Annotated in this window: 21 protein-coding genes and 5 pseudogenes; 14 read left to right on the top strand and 12 right to left on the bottom strand. The window is 69.3% G+C overall.

Annotated elements, in window-relative coordinates:
* A pseudogene (locus B056_RS45525) lies at nt 1-158 on the top strand (hypothetical protein); the annotation flags it as partial.
* Between the two features lie 909 nt (nt 159-1,067).
* Here the strand turns inward: B056_RS45525 and B056_RS39745 are convergent.
* From B056_RS39745 to B056_RS41095, 3 genes and pseudogenes are all read right to left on the bottom strand, one after another.
* Entirely contained in the window at nt 1,068-3,689 is a 2,622-nt protein-coding gene (locus B056_RS39745; RefSeq protein WP_230203211.1) for a tetratricopeptide repeat protein, read from the bottom strand.
* A gap of 18 nt (nt 3,690-3,707) precedes the next feature.
* A pseudogene (locus B056_RS46225) lies at nt 3,708-4,094 on the bottom strand (toll/interleukin-1 receptor domain-containing protein); the annotation flags it as partial.
* A gap of 109 nt (nt 4,095-4,203) precedes the next feature.
* On the bottom strand, nt 4,204-4,458 hold the full coding sequence (locus tag B056_RS41095) for a hypothetical protein (protein ID WP_195905958.1): 255 nt from the start codon (nt 4,456-4,458) through the stop codon (nt 4,204-4,206).
* Here B056_RS41095 and B056_RS46230 point away from each other — a divergent pair.
* Nucleotides 4,433-4,552, top strand: a pseudogene (locus B056_RS46230) (type II toxin-antitoxin system VapC family toxin); the annotation flags it as partial. The gene B056_RS41095 and the pseudogene B056_RS46230 overlap by 26 nt on opposite strands.
* Here B056_RS46230 and B056_RS43745 read toward each other — a convergent pair.
* The 3 genes from B056_RS43745 to B056_RS0126920 form a co-directional block, all read right to left on the bottom strand.
* Entirely contained in the window at nt 4,539-4,694 is a 156-nt protein-coding gene (locus B056_RS43745; RefSeq protein WP_018504953.1) for a hypothetical protein, read from the bottom strand. The pseudogene B056_RS46230 and the gene B056_RS43745 sit on opposite strands and share 14 nt — an antisense overlap.
* Before the next feature lie 164 nt (nt 4,695-4,858).
* Complete coding sequence (locus tag B056_RS0126915) at nt 4,859-5,239, bottom strand: type II toxin-antitoxin system death-on-curing family toxin (protein ID WP_018504954.1); 381 nt, start codon at nt 5,237-5,239, stop codon at nt 4,859-4,861.
* Nucleotides 5,236-5,433, bottom strand: coding sequence for a ribbon-helix-helix protein, CopG family (locus B056_RS0126920; protein ID WP_035739931.1), 198 nt, complete (start codon nt 5,431-5,433; stop codon nt 5,236-5,238). Before B056_RS0126920 ends, B056_RS0126915 begins: the two co-directional genes overlap by 4 nt.
* Before the next feature lie 520 nt (nt 5,434-5,953).
* Here B056_RS0126920 and B056_RS0126925 point away from each other — a divergent pair.
* The 6 genes and pseudogenes from B056_RS0126925 to B056_RS38155 all read left to right on the top strand — a co-directional run.
* Nucleotides 5,954-6,574, top strand: a complete 621-nt coding sequence (locus tag B056_RS0126925; RefSeq protein WP_018504956.1) for a YdeI/OmpD-associated family protein — start codon at nt 5,954-5,956, stop codon at nt 6,572-6,574.
* A 33-nt stretch (nt 6,575-6,607) separates the two neighbouring features.
* Nucleotides 6,608-7,702, top strand: a complete 1,095-nt coding sequence (locus B056_RS38145) for a DUF6461 domain-containing protein (RefSeq protein ID WP_018504957.1) — start codon at nt 6,608-6,610, stop codon at nt 7,700-7,702.
* A gap of 160 nt (nt 7,703-7,862) precedes the next feature.
* The gene (locus tag B056_RS45530; protein ID WP_018504958.1) at nt 7,863-7,997 is read left to right on the top strand and encodes a hypothetical protein; all 135 of its coding nucleotides are present in this window, start codon (nt 7,863-7,865) and stop codon (nt 7,995-7,997) included.
* An 806-nt stretch (nt 7,998-8,803) separates the two neighbouring features.
* Nucleotides 8,804-8,884 (top strand): annotated as a pseudogene (locus B056_RS45835) (hypothetical protein); the annotation flags it as partial.
* 1 nt (nt 8,885) lies between these two features.
* Nucleotides 8,886-9,656, top strand: a complete 771-nt coding sequence (locus B056_RS38150; RefSeq protein ID WP_154677260.1) for a hypothetical protein — start codon at nt 8,886-8,888, stop codon at nt 9,654-9,656.
* 115 nt (nt 9,657-9,771) lie between these two features.
* A pseudogene (locus B056_RS38155) lies at nt 9,772-10,486 on the top strand (IS110 family RNA-guided transposase); the annotation flags it as partial.
* A 346-nt stretch (nt 10,487-10,832) separates the two neighbouring features.
* Here B056_RS38155 and B056_RS0126955 read toward each other — a convergent pair.
* Entirely contained in the window at nt 10,833-12,098 is a 1,266-nt protein-coding gene (locus tag B056_RS0126955; protein ID WP_018504960.1) for a YncE family protein, read from the bottom strand.
* A gap of 447 nt (nt 12,099-12,545) precedes the next feature.
* Here B056_RS0126955 and B056_RS0126960 point away from each other — a divergent pair, with 447 nt between their 5' ends.
* The 3 genes from B056_RS0126960 (at nt 12,546) to B056_RS38160 (ending at nt 14,702) form a co-directional block, all read left to right on the top strand.
* Nucleotides 12,546-13,409, top strand: a complete 864-nt coding sequence (locus B056_RS0126960) for a polysaccharide deacetylase family protein (RefSeq protein ID WP_018504961.1) — start codon at nt 12,546-12,548, stop codon at nt 13,407-13,409.
* A 227-nt stretch (nt 13,410-13,636) separates the two neighbouring features.
* Nucleotides 13,637-13,801, top strand: a complete 165-nt coding sequence (locus B056_RS43125) for an MmyB family transcriptional regulator (RefSeq protein ID WP_018504962.1) — start codon at nt 13,637-13,639, stop codon at nt 13,799-13,801.
* Between the two features lie 142 nt (nt 13,802-13,943).
* Entirely contained in the window at nt 13,944-14,702 is a 759-nt protein-coding gene (locus tag B056_RS38160; RefSeq protein ID WP_018504963.1) for a class I SAM-dependent methyltransferase, read from the top strand.
* A gap of 224 nt (nt 14,703-14,926) precedes the next feature.
* Here the strand turns inward: B056_RS38160 and B056_RS43130 are convergent, their stop codons facing one another.
* Complete coding sequence (locus tag B056_RS43130) at nt 14,927-15,103, bottom strand: hypothetical protein (protein WP_018504964.1); 177 nt, start codon at nt 15,101-15,103, stop codon at nt 14,927-14,929.
* 125 nt (nt 15,104-15,228) lie between these two features.
* Entirely contained in the window at nt 15,229-16,041 is an 813-nt protein-coding gene (locus tag B056_RS0126980) for an SAM hydrolase/SAM-dependent halogenase family protein (protein ID WP_026240192.1), read from the bottom strand.
* A gap of 424 nt (nt 16,042-16,465) precedes the next feature.
* Here B056_RS0126980 and B056_RS43140 point away from each other — a divergent pair, with 424 nt between their 5' ends.
* Together B056_RS43140 and B056_RS0126990 are read left to right on the top strand one after the other, a co-directional pair.
* Nucleotides 16,466-16,612 carry a toll/interleukin-1 receptor domain-containing protein gene (locus tag B056_RS43140; RefSeq protein WP_018504966.1) on the top strand — a complete coding sequence of 49 codons (147 nt, stop codon included), beginning with the start codon at nt 16,466-16,468 and terminating at the stop codon, nt 16,610-16,612.
* Between the two features lie 18 nt (nt 16,613-16,630).
* Complete coding sequence (locus B056_RS0126990; RefSeq protein WP_018504967.1) at nt 16,631-17,371, top strand: maleylpyruvate isomerase family mycothiol-dependent enzyme; 741 nt, start codon at nt 16,631-16,633, stop codon at nt 17,369-17,371.
* A gap of 137 nt (nt 17,372-17,508) precedes the next feature.
* On the opposite strand, the gene B056_RS0126995 is transcribed toward B056_RS0126990, so the two are convergent.
* Complete coding sequence (locus B056_RS0126995; RefSeq protein WP_051105758.1) at nt 17,509-19,014, bottom strand: DUF2252 domain-containing protein; 1,506 nt, start codon at nt 19,012-19,014, stop codon at nt 17,509-17,511.
* A 34-nt stretch (nt 19,015-19,048) separates the two neighbouring features.
* Nucleotides 19,049-19,396, bottom strand: a complete 348-nt coding sequence (locus B056_RS0127000; RefSeq protein WP_018504969.1) for a carboxymuconolactone decarboxylase family protein — start codon at nt 19,394-19,396, stop codon at nt 19,049-19,051.
* Nucleotides 19,397-19,663: 267 nt separating this feature from the next.
* Between B056_RS0127000 and B056_RS0127005 the strand changes: the two genes are divergently transcribed.
* Nucleotides 19,664-21,064, top strand: coding sequence for a hypothetical protein (locus B056_RS0127005; protein ID WP_018504970.1), 1,401 nt, complete (start codon nt 19,664-19,666; stop codon nt 21,062-21,064).
* Nucleotides 21,065-21,067: 3 nt separating this feature from the next.
* Here B056_RS0127005 and B056_RS0127010 read toward each other — a convergent pair whose 3' ends face one another.
* Nucleotides 21,068-22,369: a diacylglycerol/lipid kinase family protein gene (locus tag B056_RS0127010; RefSeq protein WP_020572726.1), complete on the bottom strand. Its 1,302-nt coding sequence runs from the start codon at nt 22,367-22,369 to the stop codon at nt 21,068-21,070.
* Nucleotides 22,370-22,604: the final 235 nt, after the last annotated feature.

Below are 22,604 nucleotides of genomic sequence, written 5' to 3' on the forward strand. Positions count from 1 at the left end.
TGTGGGACCCCACCACCGGACAACCCCTCCACACCCTCACCGGCCACACCGACTGGGTGAACGCGCTAGCCGTTCTGCCCCTGCCCGACGGACGCACCCTCCTCGCCAGCGCCGGTGAGGATCAAACCATCCTCGTCTGGGCTCCGCCCAGAACGTGACCGTCGATCACGACACAACTGGCCTAGGTGCGCTCTCTGGAGATTGGCCGAGGAACCCAATATAAAGTTCAGCACCCGTGTTACCTGTCGGCGGCAGCAGCCACCCCGAAGATAATCCCTTGCCCCTCGAGAAGGAAAGCAACGCACCTAGGTCGTACAGCGTGGCCGCCACACCCGTCCACAAAATCCTTCGCCGGAGAAGCGATGACCCGATTTCGGGGAAGATGTTTTTTACATTGTCGACCAGAAGGCAACGCCGTCGGCCAGGTTCGACGCGACACAGCAACATGCCACCCAGTGCCACCTGCTCCACGACCCTCTCAACCCACTACCTCGCTACAGAACGCCAGATCGGCTTTACAGCGCGCCATCGCCGGCCCGGCACAGCGCACCTCGACGGAGGTTTGGCTGCCAGCAAAAATCCCCGGCGCATAGCCCTCGAACCTTCACGGTTAGACAGCTGATAACTATGCCCTCGGCGCTCGCGCACCACCTGTGAACAGGCAGTTCAGCATTCCGCACCAGCCCCAATTGCTTCTAAGCACTGGGTCGCAGGTTCGATCCCTGCCGGGCGCACTCAGCGATGTCGACGAAGATCGACACATGCCATGACCTGCGGCTTGACTATCCAGCGCGGCGGTTGGGCCAGACGAGGCCGAGGGCTGCAGCGCATCGACCTGCGGCTTTGGGTTCGAGTCTTGTTGGGTCAGCACCCTGACCATGCTTGATCAGGACGTCCATGCCAAGACCGCGACCTGAAGCCCGGCGATCCGTTCGCCGACCTCGGTCTACCGGCGGCGGGATCGCTGCCAGACCTCGCGGCGAGCACGCTGACCGCCCAGGACGCCATCCTGCTGAGCTCCTGCCTCGATGGACGGGGCCCCTGACTGACCGGGCGTCCCGTGCCGCTCACTTTTGGCGACATTCGAGTTCCGGCTCTGCCGGTGTCTGCTTGTCGCGCGAGGGTGGTGTGAGCAGCTGGGCCGTCTCCACCGTTGCGGGGTGCTTGGCGCCGAGGACTCGCGCCCTGCGGGTGTAGGTGTCCTGCAGGAGCGCCTGGGCGGTTAGATGGTCGCCGTTCTCGTCGAGGACCCGACCGAGGCAGTGCGCGGTGTGCAGGGTCTCAGGCCGGTCCTTGCCCAGGGCCCGCCGTCGACGGTCGAGGGTGTCCTGGAGGACCAACACCGCGGCCCTGCGGTCACCGAGCTCGCGCAGGATCCAGCCGAGCGCCTGGGCGATCGTCAGTGTGTCGGCATGGTCGTCGCCGAGGGTCCGCCGCTGGCGGTCGACGGTCTCCTGCAGGACGTCCTGCGCGGCCACCAGATCGCCGAGGCCTACCAGGGTCCGGCACAGGAGATCCGCGGCCTTGAGCGTGTCGACATGGTCATGACCGAGGGTCCACTGACTGAGCCTGACGACCTCCTGGAGCTGACTGACGTTGCTGAGGAGGACTGCCCGTCCGGCCTCATGGCGACCGAGATCGTCGAGCGCCCGCGCGAGCGCCTCTGCCGTCGTCAGCGTATCGATGTGGTCGGGGCCGAGGATCCGTCGCCTGCGGGCCAGCGTGTCATCCAGAACGGTTCGAGCGGCGGCATGTTCGGCGAGACAGCACAGGGCGCACCCGAGGACGTACGCCGTGTGCAGGGTGTCGGGGTGATCTTCGCCAAGGACGCGTCGCATTCGGGTCAGTGCGTCGTCCAGCACCATCCGCCCGGCGGCATGATCCCCGAGAGCGCTCAGCGTCGCACCGAGTGCGTAGGCCGTGTCGAGCGTGGCGGGGTGATCTTCGCCGAGGACTCGCCGTCGCCGCGTGAGGGTATCCCCCAGCAGAGCCCGCGCGCCCACGTGATCACCGAGGTCGATGTGGGCCCAGCCGAGGGAATGGGCTGTGGCCAGGGTGTCGGCGTGGTCATGACCTGACGCCTGCCGGCGCCGGGTGAGCGTGTCCTGCAGCACCTCTCGCGCCGTGGCCTGGTCACCGGTCCCCTGCAGCGCGACGACGAACAGGTCGGCGGTGGCCAGGGTGTCCGCATGGTCAGGTCCGAAGGCCTGCTGCCGGCGCGTCAGCGTGTCCCGCAGGAGAACCTGCGCGGCCGGATAATCGCCGAGCTCGCAGAGGACGTGTCCGAGCAGGTCGGCCACGCTCAGGGTGTCAGCATGCTCGTGACCGAGCGTTCGACGCAGACGGGGCAAGGTGTCTCGCAGCACGACCTGCGCGGCGGTCTTGTCGCCGGCCTTCTGGTGCGCCCATCCCAGAGCATGGGCGGTGTTCAGGGCACCGACGTCGTCGTGGCCGAGCGTGCGCTGTTGACGAACCAGGGTGTCCCACAGGATCTCCCGCGTCGCCGCGTGGTCCCCGAGCTCACCGCGAGTGACACCGACGAGGTGGGTCGTGTTCAGAGTATCCGCATGATCCTCGCCCAGGGTTCGGCGCTGGCGGTCCAGCGTGTCCTCCAGAATGACCCGTGCCGCCACGTGATCGCCAAGTTTGTGGTGCGTCCAGCCCAGGGCATAGGCAGTTGACAGAGTGTCGGCGTGGTCGTCGCCCAGGGTTGGACGCTGGCGGGCCAGTTTCTCGGTGCGGGTTTCAGCGAGTTCCCGTAGAAGCGCGCTCGCAGCCGCCTCGTCGCCAAGCTTGCCGAGCACTCGTGCCAGATCCTCGGCTGTCTCCAGGACAAGGACGTCGTGCTGGTCGAGGAGTCGTCGCCGGCGGCCGAGCGTGTCGTGGAGGACCACGCGCGCTGTCTCGTAGTCGCCGAGCTCGACCAGCGTCCACCCGAGGTTGCTGGCGGACTTCAAGGTGTCTGGATGGTCGTGGCCGAGGACTCGTCGCCGGCGGCCGAGGGTGTCGTTGAGGATCGCCCGCGCCGCCGGGTACTCACGGAGTGTCGCCAGCATCCACCCGAGTCCGTGGGCGGTGTGCAGGGTGTCCGGATGGTCCTGGCCAAGGACTCGCCGCCGACGATCGAACCCGTCCTCCAGCACGGTCCGCGCCGCGGAAAAGTCGCCGAGATCGCCCAGCACCCAGCCGAGACTGTGTGCGGTGGCCAGGGTACCGGGATGATCGAGGCCAAGAACTCGTCGCCGGCGGCCGAGGGTGTCCTCCAGAATGCGCCGCGCGGCGTCGTGCTCCTCGAGATCACCCAGAGCCCAGCCGAGGATGTGGGCCGCGTTCAACGTGTCGGGGTGGTCCTGGCCAAGCGTGCGCTGCAGGTCGGGCAGCATCTTCGCCAGTGCTGTCCGCGTGGTCGCCAGATCTCCCAGCCCGTCGAGGGCCTGGCGGAGGACATCGACGGTCGTCAGGGTGCCAGGGTGTTCACGGTCGAGAGTTTGTTCATAGCGGGCCAGAGCTTCCTGTAACTGTGCGCGGGGGGCATCGTCGGCCCCAAGCACCGACAGATCGGCCGGACTGACCGCGTTGCCGCTGCCTGTGCCTTCGCCCCCCGGGAATCGAGGCTTCGCAGCGCCCGGGCCTGGAAACAGCGGCCGCTGCGCCGGCCGGTAGCTCCCGGACGTCGCCGTCTCGACCATCCCGAGGAGCCGGGCCGCTGCCTCCGCCTCCGCGACGCCGACCAGGTCTGTCCACACGATCCCGTCGAAGGGCGCCGGCGGGAAGAAGGTCGCCACCCGGACAGGCAGCAGCCGGCGGCCGCGGCCGAGGAGGTCGGAGCGCCAAGCCGCCTGCCACTCCTCGGAACATGCATCCGAGGCCACATAGGCCGGAGAGAGCACCGCCACCGTCCGGGCCGAGCGGCGCATCCCGGCCGTCATCCCCTCCGACCAGCTTGTCCCCCCGACCATGTGCCAGGCCTGCAACAGCACCCGATGACCGGCCGAGTCCAGCTGCCAGGCGACCCACTCCGCCCAGGCCTCGTCCGACCGGGCGTAGGAGACAAAAAAGTCCCACTCATACCTCTCGCCCCCGGAAGAGCCCACTGCTCCAGTCTCTCACCAATCACCGGGCCTGAGCTGGCTGTGTCCAGAGCCGCCGCTCGCGAGCCAGCGGATTTCGTGTTCGCGGCTCCGATGGTAGGCGGTCTTCACCTCATCCCAGCGGGCTGCCTGGACGGTGGCGAGTGAGCCACAGTTCGGCGAACCGGAACAGGTTCGCCTCCGCATCCGAGGTGAGAGTCTGCACTTCGGTGAGGCAATGGTCGTGCAGCAGGGTGTCCAGTTCCTGGTCGTTCATCACCAGGACAATCCGCTCCGCCAGCCTGGTCATGTTGCGGTAGGAACGTGCTCGAACGAGCCCGAGCGCAAGCCGAGAAACCGTTGCCGACGCCTTCGTCGTCGCGGTCACAGAGAAGTTCCAGGCGGCGCATATCGCCACGTTGGACCGCCGACACTTCAGCGTGGTCCGTCCAAGCCACGTCCCCGCTTTCACTCTTCTGCCGTGGCCTGCCGCCAGCCAGTTTTCCTGGTGTTCGTGTTGCCGGTGTAGCCGACCCGGCGGATCTTCGCGTGGGCGGGTTCGATGGACACGGTCGGGCCGTTGACCTGCAGGTTCAGGTTCGCATTAGTGCTGGTTGGGTGCACCCAAGCTCGCGATCAAGGCCGTGAGCTGCGAGGACGAGTTCGCGCACGATCCTGACAGCGGAAGATGGCCGCACCGTACGCCACTGGCCACAGCCGCCATTGGCCGTCGGAGCGGACCGAGGAACCCGGTGCGGACATACCTCGCACACGACGGCCATGGGTCCTCACCGACGGCTCCGGGTCACCCCTTCAAGGATCTTGGCGATGTCCTCGACGGAGTCGAGGGCACCGGAGGCGATGCCCATCACGAGGTCGTAGGCCTCGTCGTTGGTCAGCGTCAGGCGGCGGCCGTTGACACCGTAGAAGGCGATCAGACCGGCGAGCGCGAGCCGCTTGTTCCCGTCGACGAGGGCGTGGTTACGAGCCAGCGAATGCAGGAGCGCGGCGGCCTTGCCGTCGAGTGTGGGATAGGCGTCATGGCCGAACACCGTCGCCCGCGGGCGCGCGAGAGCGGATTCGAGCAGGCCATGGTCCCTGACCACGGGCTCGGAGCCGATGGCCCGCTCGGCGATGTACAGCAGTTCACGAAGCGTCAGGTAGATCATTCGCCGAGCCGGCGGAGCGCCTCGGCGTACCGCGGAAGCTCCTCGTCCAACACCTGATCCAGCAGCTCCGCCCGGCTGTGCGCCTCGACGTACTCCCGGATCGCCTGCCGGGCGATCTCCTGCATTGACCGCTGTTCCAGCTCCGCGCGCAGGCGCAGAGCCTCCGCCTCGTCATCCGTCAAGCGCAGTGTCATCGCCACCACCCAATGGTATCACCGTTGATACCACTGCGGGATCCGTACCGTGATCGCGGCGACCGGCTCCTATCCGATCTTCCTGACGTTCGTGTTGCCGGCGTAGCCGGCTCGACGAATCTTCGCGTGGATGGGTTCGATGGACACGGTCGGGCCGTTGACCTGCAGGTTCAGGTTCGCATTAATGCTGGTTAGGTCACAAACCCCTGTGCCGCAGTGCTTTCGCCCCCGGACGGGGCCGGTAGGGGTGCTGCGCCCGATCCACCGAGGCATACAGCAACGCCGTCTCCCACCGCACCAGCCGCCCACTAGCGGGTCAGTGTCCGGTGGCCAAGGGCCGCCAGGGCCGGTCAGACGGGGTGTCGGCGCGGGCACGCAGGCCCTCAACGTCGTGTCGGACTTATTAAGCGGTCTCCTACACCCGGGTCGTCGTCCGCGAACAGCTCGCCGCCCGCGGCCACCCCCTGTCCTGAAACGGCACCCGGTTCGGCCGACATCCGGGCTTTGTACGCTCGCCACCATGGGTGTGGGTGACGAGGCGGCCGGGACCAGTGCGCGGACCACTGCCGCGCCGGAGCTGCTGATCGTCGCCGACGGCGTCGCGTGGCGGGCCTGGCTCGACGTGAACGAGGACGTCTCCGGCGGCGTCTGGCTGGTCCTGGCCAAGAAGGGCACCACGTCGCCGACGTCGTTGCGCTACGACCTCGCGCTCGAGGAGGCGCTGTGCAGCGGCTGGATCGACGGGCAGAAAAAGAGCCTGGACGCCGCCACCTTCCAGCAGCGCTTCACCCCGCGCCGTAGGGCCTCACTGTGGTCGGAGCGCAACACCGTCCTGGTGGCGCGGCTGATCGAGGAGGGCCGGATGCGGCCCCGGGGGCAGGCCGAGATCGAGCGCGCGAAGGCGGACGGACGCTGGGACCGGGCCTACCCGGGAGCGGCGAAGGCCCAGATTCCCGACGATCTGGCGGCCGCGCTGGCGGCGTCGCCAACGGCCGGCTCGGCGTTCGCCGCGCTGAACGGCGCCGATCGTTACTCCGTCCTGCACCGCCTGCTGACGGCATCGAATCCGGCGAGCCGCGCCACCCGGCTGACAGTCCTGCTCGCGATGCTGGAAAGCGGTGGGCCTGTCTCACCGCGGTGATGGCCGGCCGCTCAAGATCTGTACAGTCCGGGAATGATCGCAAAGCTGACGGAGGCCAGCTGGCTCTGCGAGACGCTCGGCGAGATCTTCTGCCTCACCTTCGTCCGTGGCGTCGATGCCGCTGAGGCACTCCGCCGGATGGGCGGCTACCCGGACACCGTCACCGAGCTGGGCCCCGAGGAGACCTTCGAGCGGCAGAACTCCTACCTCTCCGGCTACCCGCAGATCGCCGGTGCCGTCGAGCTGGGCGGATGGACCGTGGTCCTCGAACCTAACGGGTTCGCCGGGGTCGGAACGCTCCTGACCGCCGTCTCCCAGGGCACCGAAGCGGTGGCCGTGCTCCGCCACGACTACGCCCACCCGCGCTTCGCCTACGCCGTCGACGGGACGGTACTGACGGCCTTCGATCCCGGCCGGATCGACGAAGTGACGGGAACCGGAACCGGTCGGCTCGACGCCCACCTCGAACAGGTCAGACGTGCCCCCGTCGACCAGAGCCCGGATAGCGGCGGCGCTGCACGCGATGCCACCCGCGCCGTTGTGCTCGCCGGTCTCGTCACGGGTGTCCTGCCGACACCGAGCGCGCTGTCCGGCCGGATGCTGACGGCTCAGTTCGAGCCGTGGTTCAGCGGCGCCGCACCGGAAGACGGCGGCCTGTCGATGAGCGTGGCGGTGCGTGATCCGCAGCAGGTCGCTCTTCTGATCGACGCCGTCTCCGCCGCCTCGCCGGCCGCGAAACGCGCCACGGCGGTCGCCGAGGTCCGGCGCATCGTCGATCATCTCGGCGTCGCCGGTACACCCGGCCTGCGCAGGGCACTCGCCGACGCGGAGGCCGGCCGTTTCCGCCGGATCACAGCGTCGTCCCCGCTCGGCCTGGAGGTGCGCGCCTGGCTGCGGCGTGCGTCAACGGCGAGTGGGTCACTCAACGATCCGACGGCCCCGTGGATGACGGAGGCCGAACGCCTTCGCAGCAACCTGTTCGGCTGGCTGGCCCGGGCCCTGCGCGGCGCGCTGTACCCGGATCCGGACGTTGCCGTGCGAACAGCGCTCTACGCCCTGGGCGTGAGCCTGCCCGCTCTGTCCGATCCACAGGCCTACGCCGCCGCGCTGTCCCACCTCCGTTCCTGACTGTCGGCGGACGGAGCGAGGCGACGTGGAATGCGGAAACGGCGAGGCGCTCAGGGCTGGGACCGGTCGCGCCGGTTCCCGCGCGACCGGACCGCAGACCGTGTCGGTCAGGGCCGCCGCGGATCATCGGCCCGCGGGCCTCGCGAGTCGTCAGGCAGCTGTGGAGGCGCTCCGTACCGGTGACCACTCCGGGCTGGACAGCGTGGCCGAGGTTCTGCGGCGGGCGCTGGCGGCCAGCCCCGCGCACCATCCCGACCACGCCGAGTGGCTGAACGCCCTGGGCGCTGCCCTGTAGCTCCGCTTCGAGGGAAGTGGTTCCTACGACGACATCGAGGAGGCGGTCAGGACTGGTCGGACGGCGGTCGAAGCCACTCCCGTCGACGATCCCGACCGTGCCATGTACCTGACCAACCTCGGCGGTGTCCTGCGGATCCGGTTCGACCGAACCGGTAGGCCCTCGACACACGGACCGACGTGACCAGGCTGGCCGAAATGCACCCAACGGTGGCGAGACGGTTCTCCGCGCTGGGTGAGCAGGTGTGAGGACCGCCGGCACTTCAGCATGGTCCGTCCAAGCCACGTCCCCGCTTTCACTCTGCTGCCGTAGCCTGCCGCCGGCCAGTCTTCCTGGTGTTCGTGTTGCCGGCGTAGCCGGCCCTACGGATCTTCGTGTGAGCGGGTTCGACGGACACGGCCGGGCCGTTGACCTGCAGGTTCAGGTTCGCATTAATGCTGGTTGGGTGCACTCATCGATGTCGACGAAGATTGACATGCGCCATGACCTGGCGGTTGACTGCCAAACGCGGTGGTCTACAGGCGACGAGGCCGAGGGCTACAGCCCATCGACCTGCGGTTTTGAGTTCGAGTCTTGTTGGGCCGGTAGCCTGATCATTGCTTGATCAGGCTACCGGCCCAGACCCGACACCAGAAAGAACCACGATGTCTCCTCCCGCACCTGGCGGCGCCGAGCGCGGAACACCTGCCGCAGCGCCTCAGCCCGCACCGCCCACTACGCCGGAGGCTGGCCGGCAACAGCTCCACCCGCAGCAAGTCGGGGCTGACCCGACCAACCCACTCATCTTCCAGCCCTAGGGTGACGCCTACCTTATGGTCACCTCGAAGGGCGGTGTGCCGGAGCCGCCTGCGTGGTCCCGCAACCTCGAGATGCTCGAGCCAGCCTGACATGCCGCCGCCGGCCGCTGCTTCCCATGGCGGCGACCGGCACCGGCCTACCTCGGCCCCCAGGACAGGCCACAAAGCGCCGATCGGCCGGCTCGGTATCCTGGCGGCCAACGCGGCTTACATCACCACCATCGCGATGGCGCTGGTCACCCTTCTCGGCTGCGCGCCGCCACGAAAGGCAGCGGCCGAAGCCGGTTTCCCGCGCGCGGTCGTGGGATCTGGCCCGGTCAGGACTACGGACCCGGCAGAAAGCGTGGGAAGCACCGGAATGACGAAGGCCGACAAGCCGGTGCGCGAGCACGTCCAGGAAACGAGGGCGGTCTACGACCACGGGCAGTTCTACCTGTACACCGATGTCTGGGACGAGATCGACCCCGTTCAGATCATCCACGATGCAATCAACACGGACGGAGTCGCGCAGGGCGGGCCGCTGCTGGTCGTACTCTCCCCGCACCAGTGCAACTTCGCGGTGGCGCTACGGGTGGAACGGTGGTCCGCGCAGCCAGCGAGCGACCTCGATGCCTGGCAGGAGGCGTTCAGTGCGTCGATCGACGTCGACGAGTTCGGGCTCCTGTACGAGTCGACGACAACCATTCAGAACCTGCGGCTCGAGGTCCCCGCAGGCCGATACACGGCGCTGATCACCGGCCGCGGGTTCGTGCATCGTGGCTGGCCGGGTTCGACGATGCCGGGTGACGAATGGCGCGTCCAGCTATGGCCCCGCGACGGCGCCCACCGCGAACCGGCCCGGTTGAAGGCATGGGCGGGCTGACCCGCCCCGACGGTCCACAGAGCAGGCTCGGACGAGGCAGACAGATTTGGTGCGAGCCGAGGCGAGTCGGGAGCCGGCGCCGACCGGCAGATTCTCGCCGACCTCTCAACCCGCCTCGGACCTGCTCCGCATGGGACGCCTACCCGAAGCGTGGGTCGCGCCACCGCCGGTGCGGGAACTCCGCGAGACCGTCCGGCACCGCGCGGCGCTCGTCGCGATCCGGTCAGCGTGCAAGGCCCAGATCCACGCGGTGCTCGCCAAGAACGGGGTCGCGGTGCCCATGACCGACCTGTTCGGCCAGGCTGGCACCGAGCTCCTCGGCCAGGTCCAGCTCCCCAGCCCGTTTCACGCCCGCATCACGAGCCTGCGCCGGATCATCGACCTACTCGACTTCGAGATCGACGCGGCCGCGTCCCAGCTCACTGGCCGGCTTGCGCGGGATCCGGGCTATCAGGCGCTGCTCGCCCTCCCCGGGATCGGGAAGACCCTGGCCGCGGTGCTGGTCGCCGAGATCGGGGACATCACCCGTTTCCCCACGCCCGGCCATCTGGCCAGCTGGGCTGGTCTCACCCCACGCCACCGCGAATCCGACACCACGGTGCACCGCGGGCACATCACCAAACAGGGCTTCACCCTGGTCCGCTGGGCCGCGATCGAAGCCGTCCAGATCCTGCCCGCCACCACCCCAATCCTCGCCCCCGACCAAGACCCGCGTCGGGGCCCGCCGCGGCACCAACATCGGCAAGGTCGCCGCGGCCCGCAAGCTGCTCACGTTCGTCTTCTACGCGCTACGCGACGGGCAGGTCCGCGCGCTACGCACAGCGGCGTGAGCAGGGTTCACACGATCAGACGCGTGGCCGTGCAGGTCATGACCCCCACCACCCCGGAAACAGGCCCAACCCCCACACCGTGACCGCTTGACCGACCCCGCCCCTTCAGGAATGACCTGCAGTTCGCCTTAGTGCTGGTTGGGTACACAAACCCCTGTGTCGCAGCGCTTTTCGCCTCGGCAGACCGTCGTCGCGAGCCCGATGACGGGGCAGACAGCTGGTAGTTATCCATACCCAGCGGGTTTCTCACCCAAGACTGACACAGCGGGAGCCGGCGGGCCGGCCTGGTCGCGGGCGGCGAGCGTGACACGAGAGCGCTGGGACAAGCTGCCCGGTGGGCGCAGGATCAGCGCATGATTCCGGTGTGGCCCAGGGAATAACGCCCGGGTTGCGGCCAGACCGTGAGGCCGTGCGGTTCGTGCCCAACGGGGATCTCGGTGAGGAGCCTGCCGGTGGTCGGATCCGCGCCGTTCCCGCCGCCGGTGTCGAACACGTAGACGACGTCGCTGCGCCGGCCGGCGAGCCACAGACGGGTGCCTTCGGCGTTGACGTTGCCCATGTCCGGGGTTCCCCCGCCGGGGATCGGCCAGGTGGCCACCACCGCGCGGGTGGCGAAGGAGATGACCGAGACCGAGCCCTGCGTTCCGGCGTGCGGGAACGGCGGTTTCATCGACTCCATCTGCCCGCCGCGGTTGGCGACGTAGAGGAACCGGCCGTCGCGGCTCGGGTAGAGCCCGTGGGTCTCCGGCCCGGTGTGCACGAAACCGACCTTGGTGAAGTTGTCCCCGTCGATGAGGTGGACCCCGTCGGAGTTCATGTCGGCGACGTACCAGACCCGGCCGGCCGGGTCGATCTTGATATCCTGCGGTGCCGACTCCCGGCCGAGGTCGAGGTAGCCGAGGACCCTCTGGTGGGCGATGTCGACCTTGACGAGCCGGCCGGCGAACTCACAGGTGGCGATCGCGTAGGAGCCGTCGACGGAGAAGTCGACGTGGTTCACGCCCGCGCAGGCGCTGCCCACGTCGAGGCTGTGCCGCAGCGCGAACGTGTGCGGATCACGGAAGTCGATCTCGTGGTTCGCCTCCGCGATGACCATCGCATTGGCCCCGTCGGGCGTGAAGTACAGGTTGTACGGGTCGGTGACCGGTACCGCGGGCCCGGCCAGCCGCCCGGAACGCGGGTCGATCGGCGACAGGCTGTTGCCCTGGTTGTTGTTCACCCACAGGGTCCGCAGATCCCAGGAGGGGACGACGTGCTGCGGCCCACGGCCGGTGTGGTAGCTCTCCGTCACCCGCAGGGTGCGCTGGTCGATCACGGTGACTGTGCCGTCGCGCAGGTTCGGCACGTAGACCAGCAGCGGGTCGTCGCGCACGGCCGGGCTCAGCATCCCCGCGCGAGCCTGGGAGTAGACGTCGACAGCCGGGACGCCACCGCCACCGGCGGCGCCGGAGGGGCTCACCGGACCACCCGTCGCCAGGTGCGACATCCCCGGGTGCGAGGCACTGACGGTGGCTCTGGGGGCGGTGGCCTGCGCATCCGAGCCACGCCCGGTGTCGGTGGCCAGGTAGAGACCAAGAGCGAGCACGGCGACGACCAGCGTCACCGCCACCACAAGCACTCTCGGATCCGAACCGCGGAATCTGTTCGTCGCTCGCCGACGACGGGAGGAGGCTCGGAGCGGCACGGAATCAGACTAGCCACGCCGGATGCGCTGGGCTCAGGCACTCCCATGTCGGCCGGGCCGTCGAGGTGAGTGTGCACCGATTCCTCGTCTGTCTCATCGCTCTCACATCCCGCCCCGGAATACTGGGAACGGACTCAGCGAGAGGAACCGGACGCCGCGGAACATAATTGCCGGCCGGCGGCCGGCGGCCGATGGCCTGCGGTCGATGGCCTGCGCCTGGCCGCCTTCCGTCGCCGTCGCTGGTCAAGGCAGCGGCGTCACTCGACGCCTCAGGGACCTGCGGAAGGAAACACCGACTGTGGCCAGGAACCGGACGGGATTTTCCCGGCTACCGTCGCACCCGATGACCGTCAGCCACGTCGAGTAGCCTCCGTTATGACCGAGACATTCGATCGCGACCTTTCCCGCCGCCGCTTCCTGACCGCGACCGGCGCCGCGGCGGCCGCCGCCGCCGGCGGCGGCGGCCTCGCGGCCTGTGCCGGCGGAGGGCCGCAACCGGCGGCGTCAGCCCCACCGTCGTCCGCCCCGCAGCCTTCCGCCGCAGCCCTCGGCCCCGCGGGGACCGGCACGGCGGCACCCTCCGCGGCGTCGGACCCGACCGGCCCGGGACTGGCGCCGGGAGGGCCCGCGGCTGCGGTCACCCACGGCCCGCGAGACCGGTCCCGGATCGCGCTCACCTTCCATCTCGGTCCGCACGAGGCCGGCCAGGATCTCGCACTGGCCCACCGGCTCCTCGCCGACGCCGCCCAGCTCTCCGTGCCGATCACGGTGTTCGCGGTCGGCCAGTGGCTGGACGGCCATCGCGATCTCGTCCCGACGATCCTGGCGGCCGGTAACGAACTGGCGAACCACACCCACACCCACCCGACGCTGACCGCGCTGCCCGCCGATCAGGTGGCCGCCGAGATCGCCGGCTGCCGGGACGTCCTCGCCCGGCTCGCCCCGACCCAGGGCCGCTACTTTCGGCCTTCCGGCACGAGCACCGCCACCCCGCTGATCCTCGCCGAGGCCGGTGCCGCCGGTTACCGCACGGTCGTCGACTTCGACGTCGACCCGCTCGACTACACCTCCCCGGGAGCCGACGCCGTCGTCGCCCGCATCCGCGCCGACACCAGGCCGGGCTCGATCGTGAGCCTGCACTTCGGGTACCCGGGCACCGTCAGCGCGTTTCCCAGAATCGTCGCGAACCTACGCACAGCCGGCCTCACCCCGGTCCGAGTACACGATCTCCTCATCTGACCCGACGCAACGCACTTCCCTCAAACCAACCAGCCTCCAGGTAACCCGGGGCGGTTCGTCACCGCGCACGGCGACGTGCTCGCCCACACCACCGGGTTCACCCGCCTCGCCGCTCCGGTCGGCCTCGTCGGCGACGTCCCCGCCAACCTCGCGCGCTACGTGTTCGGCGAGTTCGGCCGCCGCTTCGCGACCGCCGCCGCCCTGCCGGCCTGGACCGGCGTCGAGCGGTGGGCCACCCGACCTCCGGCGACCTTCGGCTGGCCTTCGAGATCCTGCTCCTGCCCGGCACCGACGACCACCGCCTCGTCGCCTACCTGCCCGCCGACCCAGCAACCGCCGCCGCCCTGACCACCATCCTCACCACGGTCGCGCCCGCCGCGGCGCCGTTCTGACCCCGCGGCCAGTCCTGGATACGACCCATCCTTTGCTGACGATCCGACACTGCTCGCGCAGCGCGACCAAATAGACAAGACTTTCCGCATGACATCAACTACTTCCAGTCACGGATCCGGAGCCGAAGACCTTTCCGTCGACGTGCTCGCCGGTCAGGCCGCCTACAACCGGTGGGTACTGGCCGCCTACGACATCGGCGTACTCGGAATCTCCAATCGCTTCGTGTGGCGGTGCCCGACCGAGCGGCTGCGCCGGCTGTACGACGGCCACGCCAGCGCCCGGCACCTCGACATCGGGGTCGGCACCGGGTACTACCTCGACAAGGCGCGGTGGCCCACCCCGAACCCGGCTGTGACGCTGGTGGACCTTAACGAGAATGCCCTGCGTACGGCCTCGACCAGGATCAGGCGGTTCGCCCCGCGAACCGCGGTCCACAACGCACTCGAACCGGTAGGTGAGCTACCCGGTGCACCGTTCGACTCGGTCGGTGTGAACTACCTGCTGCACTGCATGCCTGGTGACCTTGAAATTAAGACAGGCCAGCTGCTGACGTCGATCCGGCCGGCCATGTCACCCCAGGCGGTGCTGTTCGGCTCGACCATCCTGGCCACCGCGGCAAAGCTGTCCAGGCCGGCACGGACATTGCTCGCCTTCTACAACCGGAAAGGTGTATTTCACAACGTCGACGACCACGCGGAAGCGCTGGACCGAGCACTCGGCGCGGCTTTTGCCAACCACCGGGTGGAACTCATCGGCGGGGTGGCGACGTTCGTCGCGTCCACCCCAATCCACTCGAACCGTCCTGATCGACCAGGCGCCTCACCTGGCCGCGTTGCGACACCTGAGGTTCTCCAAGAATCCGGCATGCGCGCGACAACCGTGATGTGCTTTCGCCACTGAAGATCGTCGACGGGAGGGGCGTTGAGCGGGTTTGTCGAACCGCTGATCGCCTCGTTGGGAACTCCCGTCCACCGGTGGGATCCTTCAGATCGCGAAGGCGCGGCCAGGGCACGAGCCCGGGCAGATTCCCGACCTCCTGATCGCCACCTGCCGGCAGGTAGAGCGCGATTTCCTCGACTCCGCTCGGGGAACGCATCAGCGAGGCGCCGATCGCGCTGGTCGAGTCACAGTTGCCGCGGCCGCTGGTGCCCCTGGTCCGACCGTTCGTCGCGACGCTGCTCGAGCCGCCGGTCCGCGAAGGCGTCGGCCTCGCCCTCCCGCCGGTGCCGGTCCGCGTGGCCATCCACGCCGCACTTCGCGCCCGCGCGGCTGTCGTCCGCCGGCTCCCGCCGCGCCGCCATCCCACCATCCCGCGCACCGGGCGACAGCGCCGGGATGCCCGGCGGGTACAGCTGTGGCGTCGGCTTTGGGGCCGGCCTGGTGACAACTGGCGGCGGCGCGGTCTCCGGGCTTCCGGCGCCCCGGATCAGGGTGCGATGCGGATCCGGAGTATCTCGCCGGTGGTGACACCGAGCCGTTCCGCCGCGTTCCCGGAGTTCACCGCGATGGTCAGCTGCCCCACCGCGTCGCCGTAGAAGGCCAGCTCCCCCAGCGGGACCTCCTCGAAGACCTCGACGTAGGTCGCCCGGTGTTCGCCGGCCGGCGTGACACAGACCACCGGATGGCCGACCGAAAGCGAGAAGGAGTCGAGCCGGTCGACGGCGCTGGCCAGGTGGAGGTTGCCGAAGTGGTCGGCCAGGATCACCTCCGAGAGGAGCTCACCGCCTTCGAGCCTCTCCACCGGCGCGGGCAGGGCCACCAGCGAGTCTGTCGGGATTTCCGGCCCGACGTCGGCCAGAGCCGTACCGCGGGCGAGATGACCGGCGACGGGCATGAAGATGTCGCGCCCGTGGAAGGTACGCGAGACCGGCTTCCGGAACAGCTTCTCGTTCGTCAGCTCGTACGCCGCCAGCGCGCCGCCCGCTGCCTCCACCGCCCAGGCGAGAAGGCCGTTGTCCGGGCCGATGAAGATCCCGCGGGCGGTGTCCACGGCGACGGGACGGCGCTGCCCGCCGACACCCGGATCGACGACGGCGACGTGAATCGCCTTCGGCAGGTACGGCGTGACTCTGGCGAGAAGCCGCGCACCGGTTCGGATGTCCTGCGGGGGTACGACATGGCTGATGTCGATCACCCGGGCGCCGGGCGTGATGTCGAGCAGCACCCCGTGGCACGTCGCCACGAAACCATCGCTGAGGCCGTAGTCGGTCAGAAACGAGATGATCTGATGTTCGGACACCGCCACCCACTTCCAGGACAGGAGTTTCCAGGGGCTGTTCACGATGACGACCAGCTGTCGCCCGCCCGTTGGCATCAGCATCGTCGTCCAGCCGGGCGCACGCGCTCAGCCGGGGCTGGGAGAACCGGTCATGCAGCGGCGGCGCCGCGTACCGGCGGGGAGAGGGCCTTACGCCACCACCGATCGGGCTACGGCGGCCCGCGGGTTACCTGCCAGCTGGCGTACGGCTTCTTCAAGGTCATGGGCGTGCGTGCGGTGTCGAGCGCCGGCTGGGGGAAGCGGGGCCTGCCGTGTAGTAGCGGGCGCGGGTTCGGCCGACCGGTTCCAGGATCAGTGGAGTCCATGGACGTGACCCCTCTCCGGGCCCGGCCAGCGCCATACGAGCACGGTCTGACCCGGCCCGTCCCGGTGGCACGCTGTCCGGTTGAGCCACGGGGGCGACACACACAGCACCAGCGGTAGCGGCGCGGGCTGGGACTTCTTCGTCTCCTACACCCAGCCCGACCGGCCGTGGGCCGAGTGGATCTCCTGGCAACTCGAAGACGCCGACTACAGCGCCTCGGCGGCTTGAGGACGTTATGGTCCGGCTGTGGACTACGCCGCTGGCCTGCTGGCGCAGAACCGGCTCCTCACCGATCTACTCGGCGAGGCCGACCTGTCAAGACCTGTTCCGACCTGCCCGGGCTGGGATCTGGCCCAGCTCATACGCCACGTCGGGCGCTTTGACCGGTGGGCGGCCGCGATGGTTCGGACCCGGGCCGTCGAGGTTCTCGACCCGCGCACGGTCGAGGGCGGCAAGTCGCCGGCGGACCGCGGCGGCGCGCTCGTCTGGCTTCAGGAGAGCCCGCGGCTGCTGTTGGAGGCCGTCGCCGTCGATCCGGACGCGCCGGTATGGACGTTCACCGGCCCGCGGCCGGCGCGCTGGTGGGTCCGGCGGCGGATGCACGAAGCGATGATCCACCGCGTGGACGCCGCGCTCGCGCTGGGCGTCGGGCACCCGCTTGAAACCGCGTTCGCCGCCGACGGGATCTCGGAGTGGCTCGGCCTGCTCGCCGCGCGGCCCGGCGCCGCGATTCTTCCGGACGGGGCCACTGTCCACCTGCACGCCACCGACGAGGGTCTCGGCATCGAAGGGGAATGGGCGATCCGCGGCGGCGCGGACGGGATCGGTTGGGAGCACGCCCACGAGAAGGGCGACGTAGCGGTGCGTGGCACAGCCGCCGACCTGCTGCTCGCGCTACTGCGCCGGATCCCTGGCGATGACGGCCGGCTGGAGGTCCTCGGCGAGCGGGAACGCTGGACAAGCTGGCTCGCGAACACCGAATTCTGACAATTCGACAGCACGCTGTGGGGCGGTGCTTCGGCGCGGTCGGAAAGGCGCCCTCCCGGCTGCTCGTGGCGACCCCGGCGCCGGCTGGTCCCCGCTGCCGCCCCACACCCACGGCATCGCTCAAAGTCAGGGTCGGTTCAGCCCGCCGGGCTGAGCCGGCGACCGTCGCCCCCAACGGGTTCCACCTCCGCCCGCCGGCCTGCCGTGCTGATCCGTCCGGACCGCACGGCCTCGGCGAGCGCCCCGTGATCGCGTTCGTTCTGGTCGGCGTAGGCCTCGGCGAACCGGGCGATCGCCCGGTCGAAGGTGTCTCCGGCGCCGAGGTAGGCCGCGATCGCGACGCGGTCGCCCGAGCGTGCGTGGGCGCGGGCGAGGGTCGCTCCGCACAGTCGCGCGAACAGGGCGAGGCCGTCGGGGTCCATGCGTTCGGGCAGCGCGATGCCCTTCCAGTCCTGCAGTTGACGGATGTAGAAGTCGCGGCGCTGCCCGTCGATACCGTCCACCCGCTGCCAGCCGAGGAAGATGTCCCCCACGGCCTGCATCAGACGTTGCCCGGCGACGACCCGTTCCCCCTGGTTGCCGTACCGGCTGGCGGGCAGGTGATCCGCCAGGACCGACGTCTGTGCCTCCTTGACCTGCAGCAGCAGCGGGTCGTCGCGGTCGCGGCCCAGCAGCAGCGCCACCCAGCAGCGGGTGCCCACACTGCCGACACCGACGACCTTGCGCGCGACGTCGACGAGCCGGTACTGGGCGAGCAGCCAGCGCCGGTCGTCCGCCAGGGTGGCGCCATACCGGTCGATGACAGCGGTGAGCTGGTCTGTCAGCAGGTCATGTTCCGCTCCGTGGAACAGGTCGCGGACCGGGACGAGCAGCGGCGGGTCGGAGACGAAACGCGGCTGGCCGTCGGTCACCTCGGTCAGCCGGGCGAACGCCCGCAGCCGGTCGCGGGACCGGGCGCTGGTGGCCGCACGGGACAGTTGCCTGGTGTACCGCCGTCCCAGCACGTCCGTGAGTCGGGCCGGGAGCTGATCCACGTCGATGTGGGCGTACCAGACGTCGAGGTTGGTCATGGCCGCGAGCCGGCGCATCCAGGCCCGGTACGCACCGACCGCGGCGGTGACAACCGCCCGGCGCCGCGCCGGCGCGAACCCGTTGCCGCGCCCGGCGATGACCAGGCTCGCGGCCAGCCGTTTCACGTCCCATTCCCATGGGCCGGGAAGTGTCTCGTCGAAGTCGTTGATGTCGAACACCAGGTGGCGCTCGGGAGACGCGAGCAGCCGGAAGTTGAGCAGGTGCGCGTCGCCGCAGAGCTGGACGTCGATCCCCGAGACCGGTGTGCCGGCAAGATCCTCCGCCATGATCGCGGCGGCACCGCGAAAGAACCGGAACGGTGACTCCAGCATGCGCTCGTAGCGCAGCGGGACAAGCTCGGCCAGCCGAGTCTCCGACTGCCGTTCGATCACGTCGACCGGATCGACCCGGCCCGACGCCGGCGCGTACTCGCCATGGATCCGGCGCGGCGCGAGTGTCCTCGCGTCCTTTCCTCGTGCCGCGTGTTCGATCGGCGTGAGTTGTTCAGACTTCGCGGATGGTCGTGGCCGCGAACCAGCCGCGACCGGCGGCGGGCTGACGACAACTGCCATGCTCTACCTCACACCGCTCCCGACACCACTCCCGTCACTCCGCGTTCTCGTTCAGGATCTCGTCCAATCCGAGCGCACGCAGGACGTTTCCCGCAGCCGACACAACCCGGGCACTTCCGACGATCGGTGCGATGGCGGTGGTCACGCCCTGCGCGTCGGCGGCAGTGAGACCTGCCTCCTGGGCCGCGGCGAGGTGCATCAGATAGGAGGCGGGCGCCGCGTCCACGGCGACGAGCGCCGCCAGGCGCACGAGATGGTAGGTGCGCTCGTCCAAGCCCGACCGCTCGAGCGTGTCCAGGTGCATCTGCACGATCTCTTCGAAGACCGGCGCGTCGCCGTGCGCGATCGCACCGAGTGTCCGCTCAGGAGCCTGTGTCGTCATTATTCTCCCCCTGCCCTGACCACTTTCACTCCGAGAAAATTTTCCTAGTGTCGGATGCCCGAGACCGGCGGTCCGCAAACACATGACGCCAAAGGATCGAGGCAGAGAAATCAGATCTCGATATTTCCGGAATTTTGCGGCGCCATGTTCCCGTCTCGCCCGTCGCCAGTTTCCGGCTACTCCATTCAAGGAAAGACGCGGCCGCGGTACCGTGCCGCGGAACCGTGATGGCGGCCGCACCACGCAGAAAGCAGGAGGGACCGCACCTTGGTTGCCAGTGCTGGCGGCGGCTCCGACGGCCTGGCGCGTTCGGACGACAAGGGTCCCCTGTCCGTCGGGGAGCGGGCGGAGTACGAGCGGCTGCGCAGCGCGGCGGCGATGCGGCACGACCGGCTACGAACCGTCGGGGCATCCCTCCTGATCCTGCTGGCCGTCGTGCTGACGCCGCTCGGCGTGATCGCCGCCTGGGCGGACACGACGATCTCCGACACAGACCGGTACGTTGACACCGTCGCCCCGCTCGCCACCGACCCCGCGGTGCAGACCATGGTGATCGACCGTCTGACTGACCGGGTCGTCCGTAACGTCGACGTTGATCAGGTCGCCACGTCCCTCGGCGGCGTCCTCGCGCGAGACGGCGCTCCCCCCGTTGTCGTGGACCACACCGAGGCACTGGCCGGCGCGTTGAAGACCGCCCTGAGCAGCGCGGTACATCAGGTGGTCCAGGGGGTGGTCACCAGCGACCAGTTCCCCCAGGTATGGGAGAACGCGAACCGTCGGGCACATGCCGCCGTGGTGAAGGTTCTCACCGGCGAGGGCAGCAGCGCCGTGCAGGCCAAGGACAACACGATCGTGTTGGACATCGACCCGGTCGTCGACAGTGTGCAGAAGCGGCTGATCGACGCCGGCTTCGAGAAGGCCGGCAAGATTCCCGATGTCGACCGACAGATCGTGCTGCTGCGGACGGACAAACTGACCAAGGCTCAGGGCATTCTGCGTCTACTCGCCATCCTCGGCCTCTGGCTGCCGGCCGCCGTTGTGGCACTCGCCGCACTGGGCGTATGGCTGGCGCCCTCGCACCGTGCCGGGCTCATGGCCACGGGCATCGGAATGGGCGTGACGCTGATCGTGCTGCTCGTGGGACTGGCCGTCATGCGCCAGATCTATCTGGACTCCGTCCCGTCCGACACCCAGCCGCAGGACGCGGCAGCGGCCATCTACGACACTCTCCTCCGTTTCCTACGCGACAGCGCGCTGACCTGGCTGACCATAGCCATCATCATCGTGGTCGCTGGATATCTCTACGGGCCGGGACGCGGCGCCCGCGCCGTCCGCGACGCCGCCGCCCACGCCACCGGGGCCGTCGGTCGGCCCGCGGCCCGGGTGGGTGTCCGTACCGGCGGCGCCGGCCGCTGGTTGGACGGGCATCGCCGTCTCACCAGCGGGATCGTCATCGGGGCCGGGGCGCTGGCCTTGGCGCTGTGGAACTCTCCGACCCCGTCATCGGTCGCCCTCGTCCTCGTGGTGGTCGTGGTTATCCTGGCCGCGCTGGGTGTCCTTGCCGCTGCCGGCACCACCCGACCCAGTCCCGGGAGCCCCGATGGCAGGCCTTCCGGCGACGTCGTGGGGCCGCCGACCACTAACCCCCACGCCGATACGCACGGGTAGGGTTCATGCTGGCGGCCGGCCAACGGCGATACGGATCAGCGCGGGGAACATCCCTCGGACACCCGGCCGCACGGCCGGGACCCCGGGCGCGTGCAGTGGAATCCGAACGCGCACGGCCGCCGGAAGCGAGCGGAGATTTAGCGGCGGCGGCAGGCACAGCGCCTCCCCGTCCACACCGACACTGACCGGTCGTGCGGAGTCGATTCGCATGGTGGGGCTGGTCCACTGGTGAAAACCGTGGAACCGGCTGATGGCACCCATGGACTCGAGCGCGACGAGGGCGGGTAGGTCGCGAGCGCGATCGACACACAACGCCGCCATGCCAAGCCGGCCGCTGTCGAGCCGGGGCCGGGTACCGAAACCACCAAGGCTGTGCAGCTGGTAGGCGTTGTTGGACACGAGCAGGACGTCCGCGGTCGATCCGGCGCGACCCTCCGGGCCGGTGAAGCGAAGATCCCACGGAGCGCGGTCCACGCCCAGCAGGTCGGGCAGCATCGCGGCCGCCGTTCCCATCTTGGCGTCACGGTAGCTGTCGGATTGCACGATCTCGGCGTAGACGCCGAACGAGACGTTGTTGACGAACACTCGGTCACCGACCTGACCGAGGTCAACGCGCTGCTCGACAGCGAGGTCGAACGCGTCGAGCGCCCCCACCACATCCGTCCGGTCGAGCCCAAGGTCAAGGGCGAAGTGGTTACGAGTACCGGCTGGGACGCAGACGAACGCCAGCCCACGCCGCCGCGCCACATCCGCGACCAGTGCCTGCGAACCATCGCCGCCCGCCATGCCCACCACGTCGGCTCCGCGGTCGGCGGCGTCCTCGGCGAGGGAACGTAGATCAGCGCCTTCCGTGAGGGTAACGACCGTGATCCCACGCCGGGCGGCCTCCTGAGCGAGATCGTGGCGGTCGGCGGCGCCACCCCCGGAGCGCGGGTTCACCAGCAGGACGCCGTACCGGGCGGCTCCGACCATGAGCCCCTTTGGTCGGTGTCGTCCGAACGCGCCGCGCGCCGCGGTTCCCGACGTGACGAGCAGGCATGCGGTGACCAGCACGGTAGTCAGGCCGACCACCCCCCCGAAGGCGATCAGGCCGCCGAGGGTGAAGGCCGCCACGACAGCCGCGCTCAGACGGCGCAGCCCCCGTCCGACCAGCGCCGTCCAGCCCGCTACCAACACGATCGTCACCGCGGCGACCGAAACCGGCAAGGCGATCGGCCGGTCGATCAGCCGGACGAATATGACAACGACCGCCGCGGCGAAGCTCACCAACGCCGCTGACGCCGCCACCCGCCGGGAGCGTGACACCGGCGCTCCCGCACGCCGCCCCGGCCGGCGAACCATCCAGGAAAGCACGATCACCCGTCCTTCCGAGCCTCATGACCGCTCCGTCGTGATCAGGTTCTCCTCGTGGGGCGCACCCCATTCAGCCCCTGGTGTGCCGCACCCCCGCAGACCCGCTGGTCGCGGCGCCGGTCGGGCGCGGCTCACTTCCTCCCGTTCATGGCCGAATTCCCCAGAGGCCATTTCATACCCCCGACGA

Origin of the sequence: Parafrankia discariae (assembly GCF_000373365.1) — a bacterium.
GTDB lineage: Bacteria > Actinomycetota > Actinomycetes > Frankiales > Frankiaceae > Parafrankia > Parafrankia discariae.

Excerpts from the sequence above, each read along its gene's own strand:
- B056_RS39745 (WP_230203211.1), bottom strand. The coding sequence starts at position 3,689 with ATGGTCGAGACGGCGACGTCCGGGAGCTACCGGCCGGCGCAGCGGCCG.
- B056_RS0126915 (WP_018504954.1), bottom strand. The coding sequence starts at position 5,239 with ATGATCTACCTGACGCTTCGTGAACTGCTGTACATCGCCGAGCGGGCC.
- B056_RS0126920 (WP_035739931.1), bottom strand. The coding sequence starts at position 5,433 with ATGACACTGCGCTTGACGGATGACGAGGCGGAGGCTCTGCGCCTGCGC.
- B056_RS0126925 (WP_018504956.1), top strand. The coding sequence starts at position 5,954 with ATGGGTGTGGGTGACGAGGCGGCCGGGACCAGTGCGCGGACCACTGCC.
- B056_RS38145 (WP_018504957.1), top strand. The coding sequence starts at position 6,608 with ATGATCGCAAAGCTGACGGAGGCCAGCTGGCTCTGCGAGACGCTCGGC.
- B056_RS38150 (WP_154677260.1), top strand. The coding sequence starts at position 8,886 with ATGCCGCCGCCGGCCGCTGCTTCCCATGGCGGCGACCGGCACCGGCCT.
- B056_RS0126960 (WP_018504961.1), top strand. The coding sequence starts at position 12,546 with ATGACCGAGACATTCGATCGCGACCTTTCCCGCCGCCGCTTCCTGACC.
- B056_RS43130 (WP_018504964.1), bottom strand. The coding sequence starts at position 15,103 with ATGGCGGCGCGGCGGGAGCCGGCGGACGACAGCCGCGCGGGCGCGAAG.
- B056_RS0126995 (WP_051105758.1), bottom strand. The coding sequence starts at position 19,014 with ATGGCAGTTGTCGTCAGCCCGCCGCCGGTCGCGGCTGGTTCGCGGCCA.
- B056_RS0127000 (WP_018504969.1), bottom strand. The coding sequence starts at position 19,396 with ATGACGACACAGGCTCCTGAGCGGACACTCGGTGCGATCGCGCACGGC.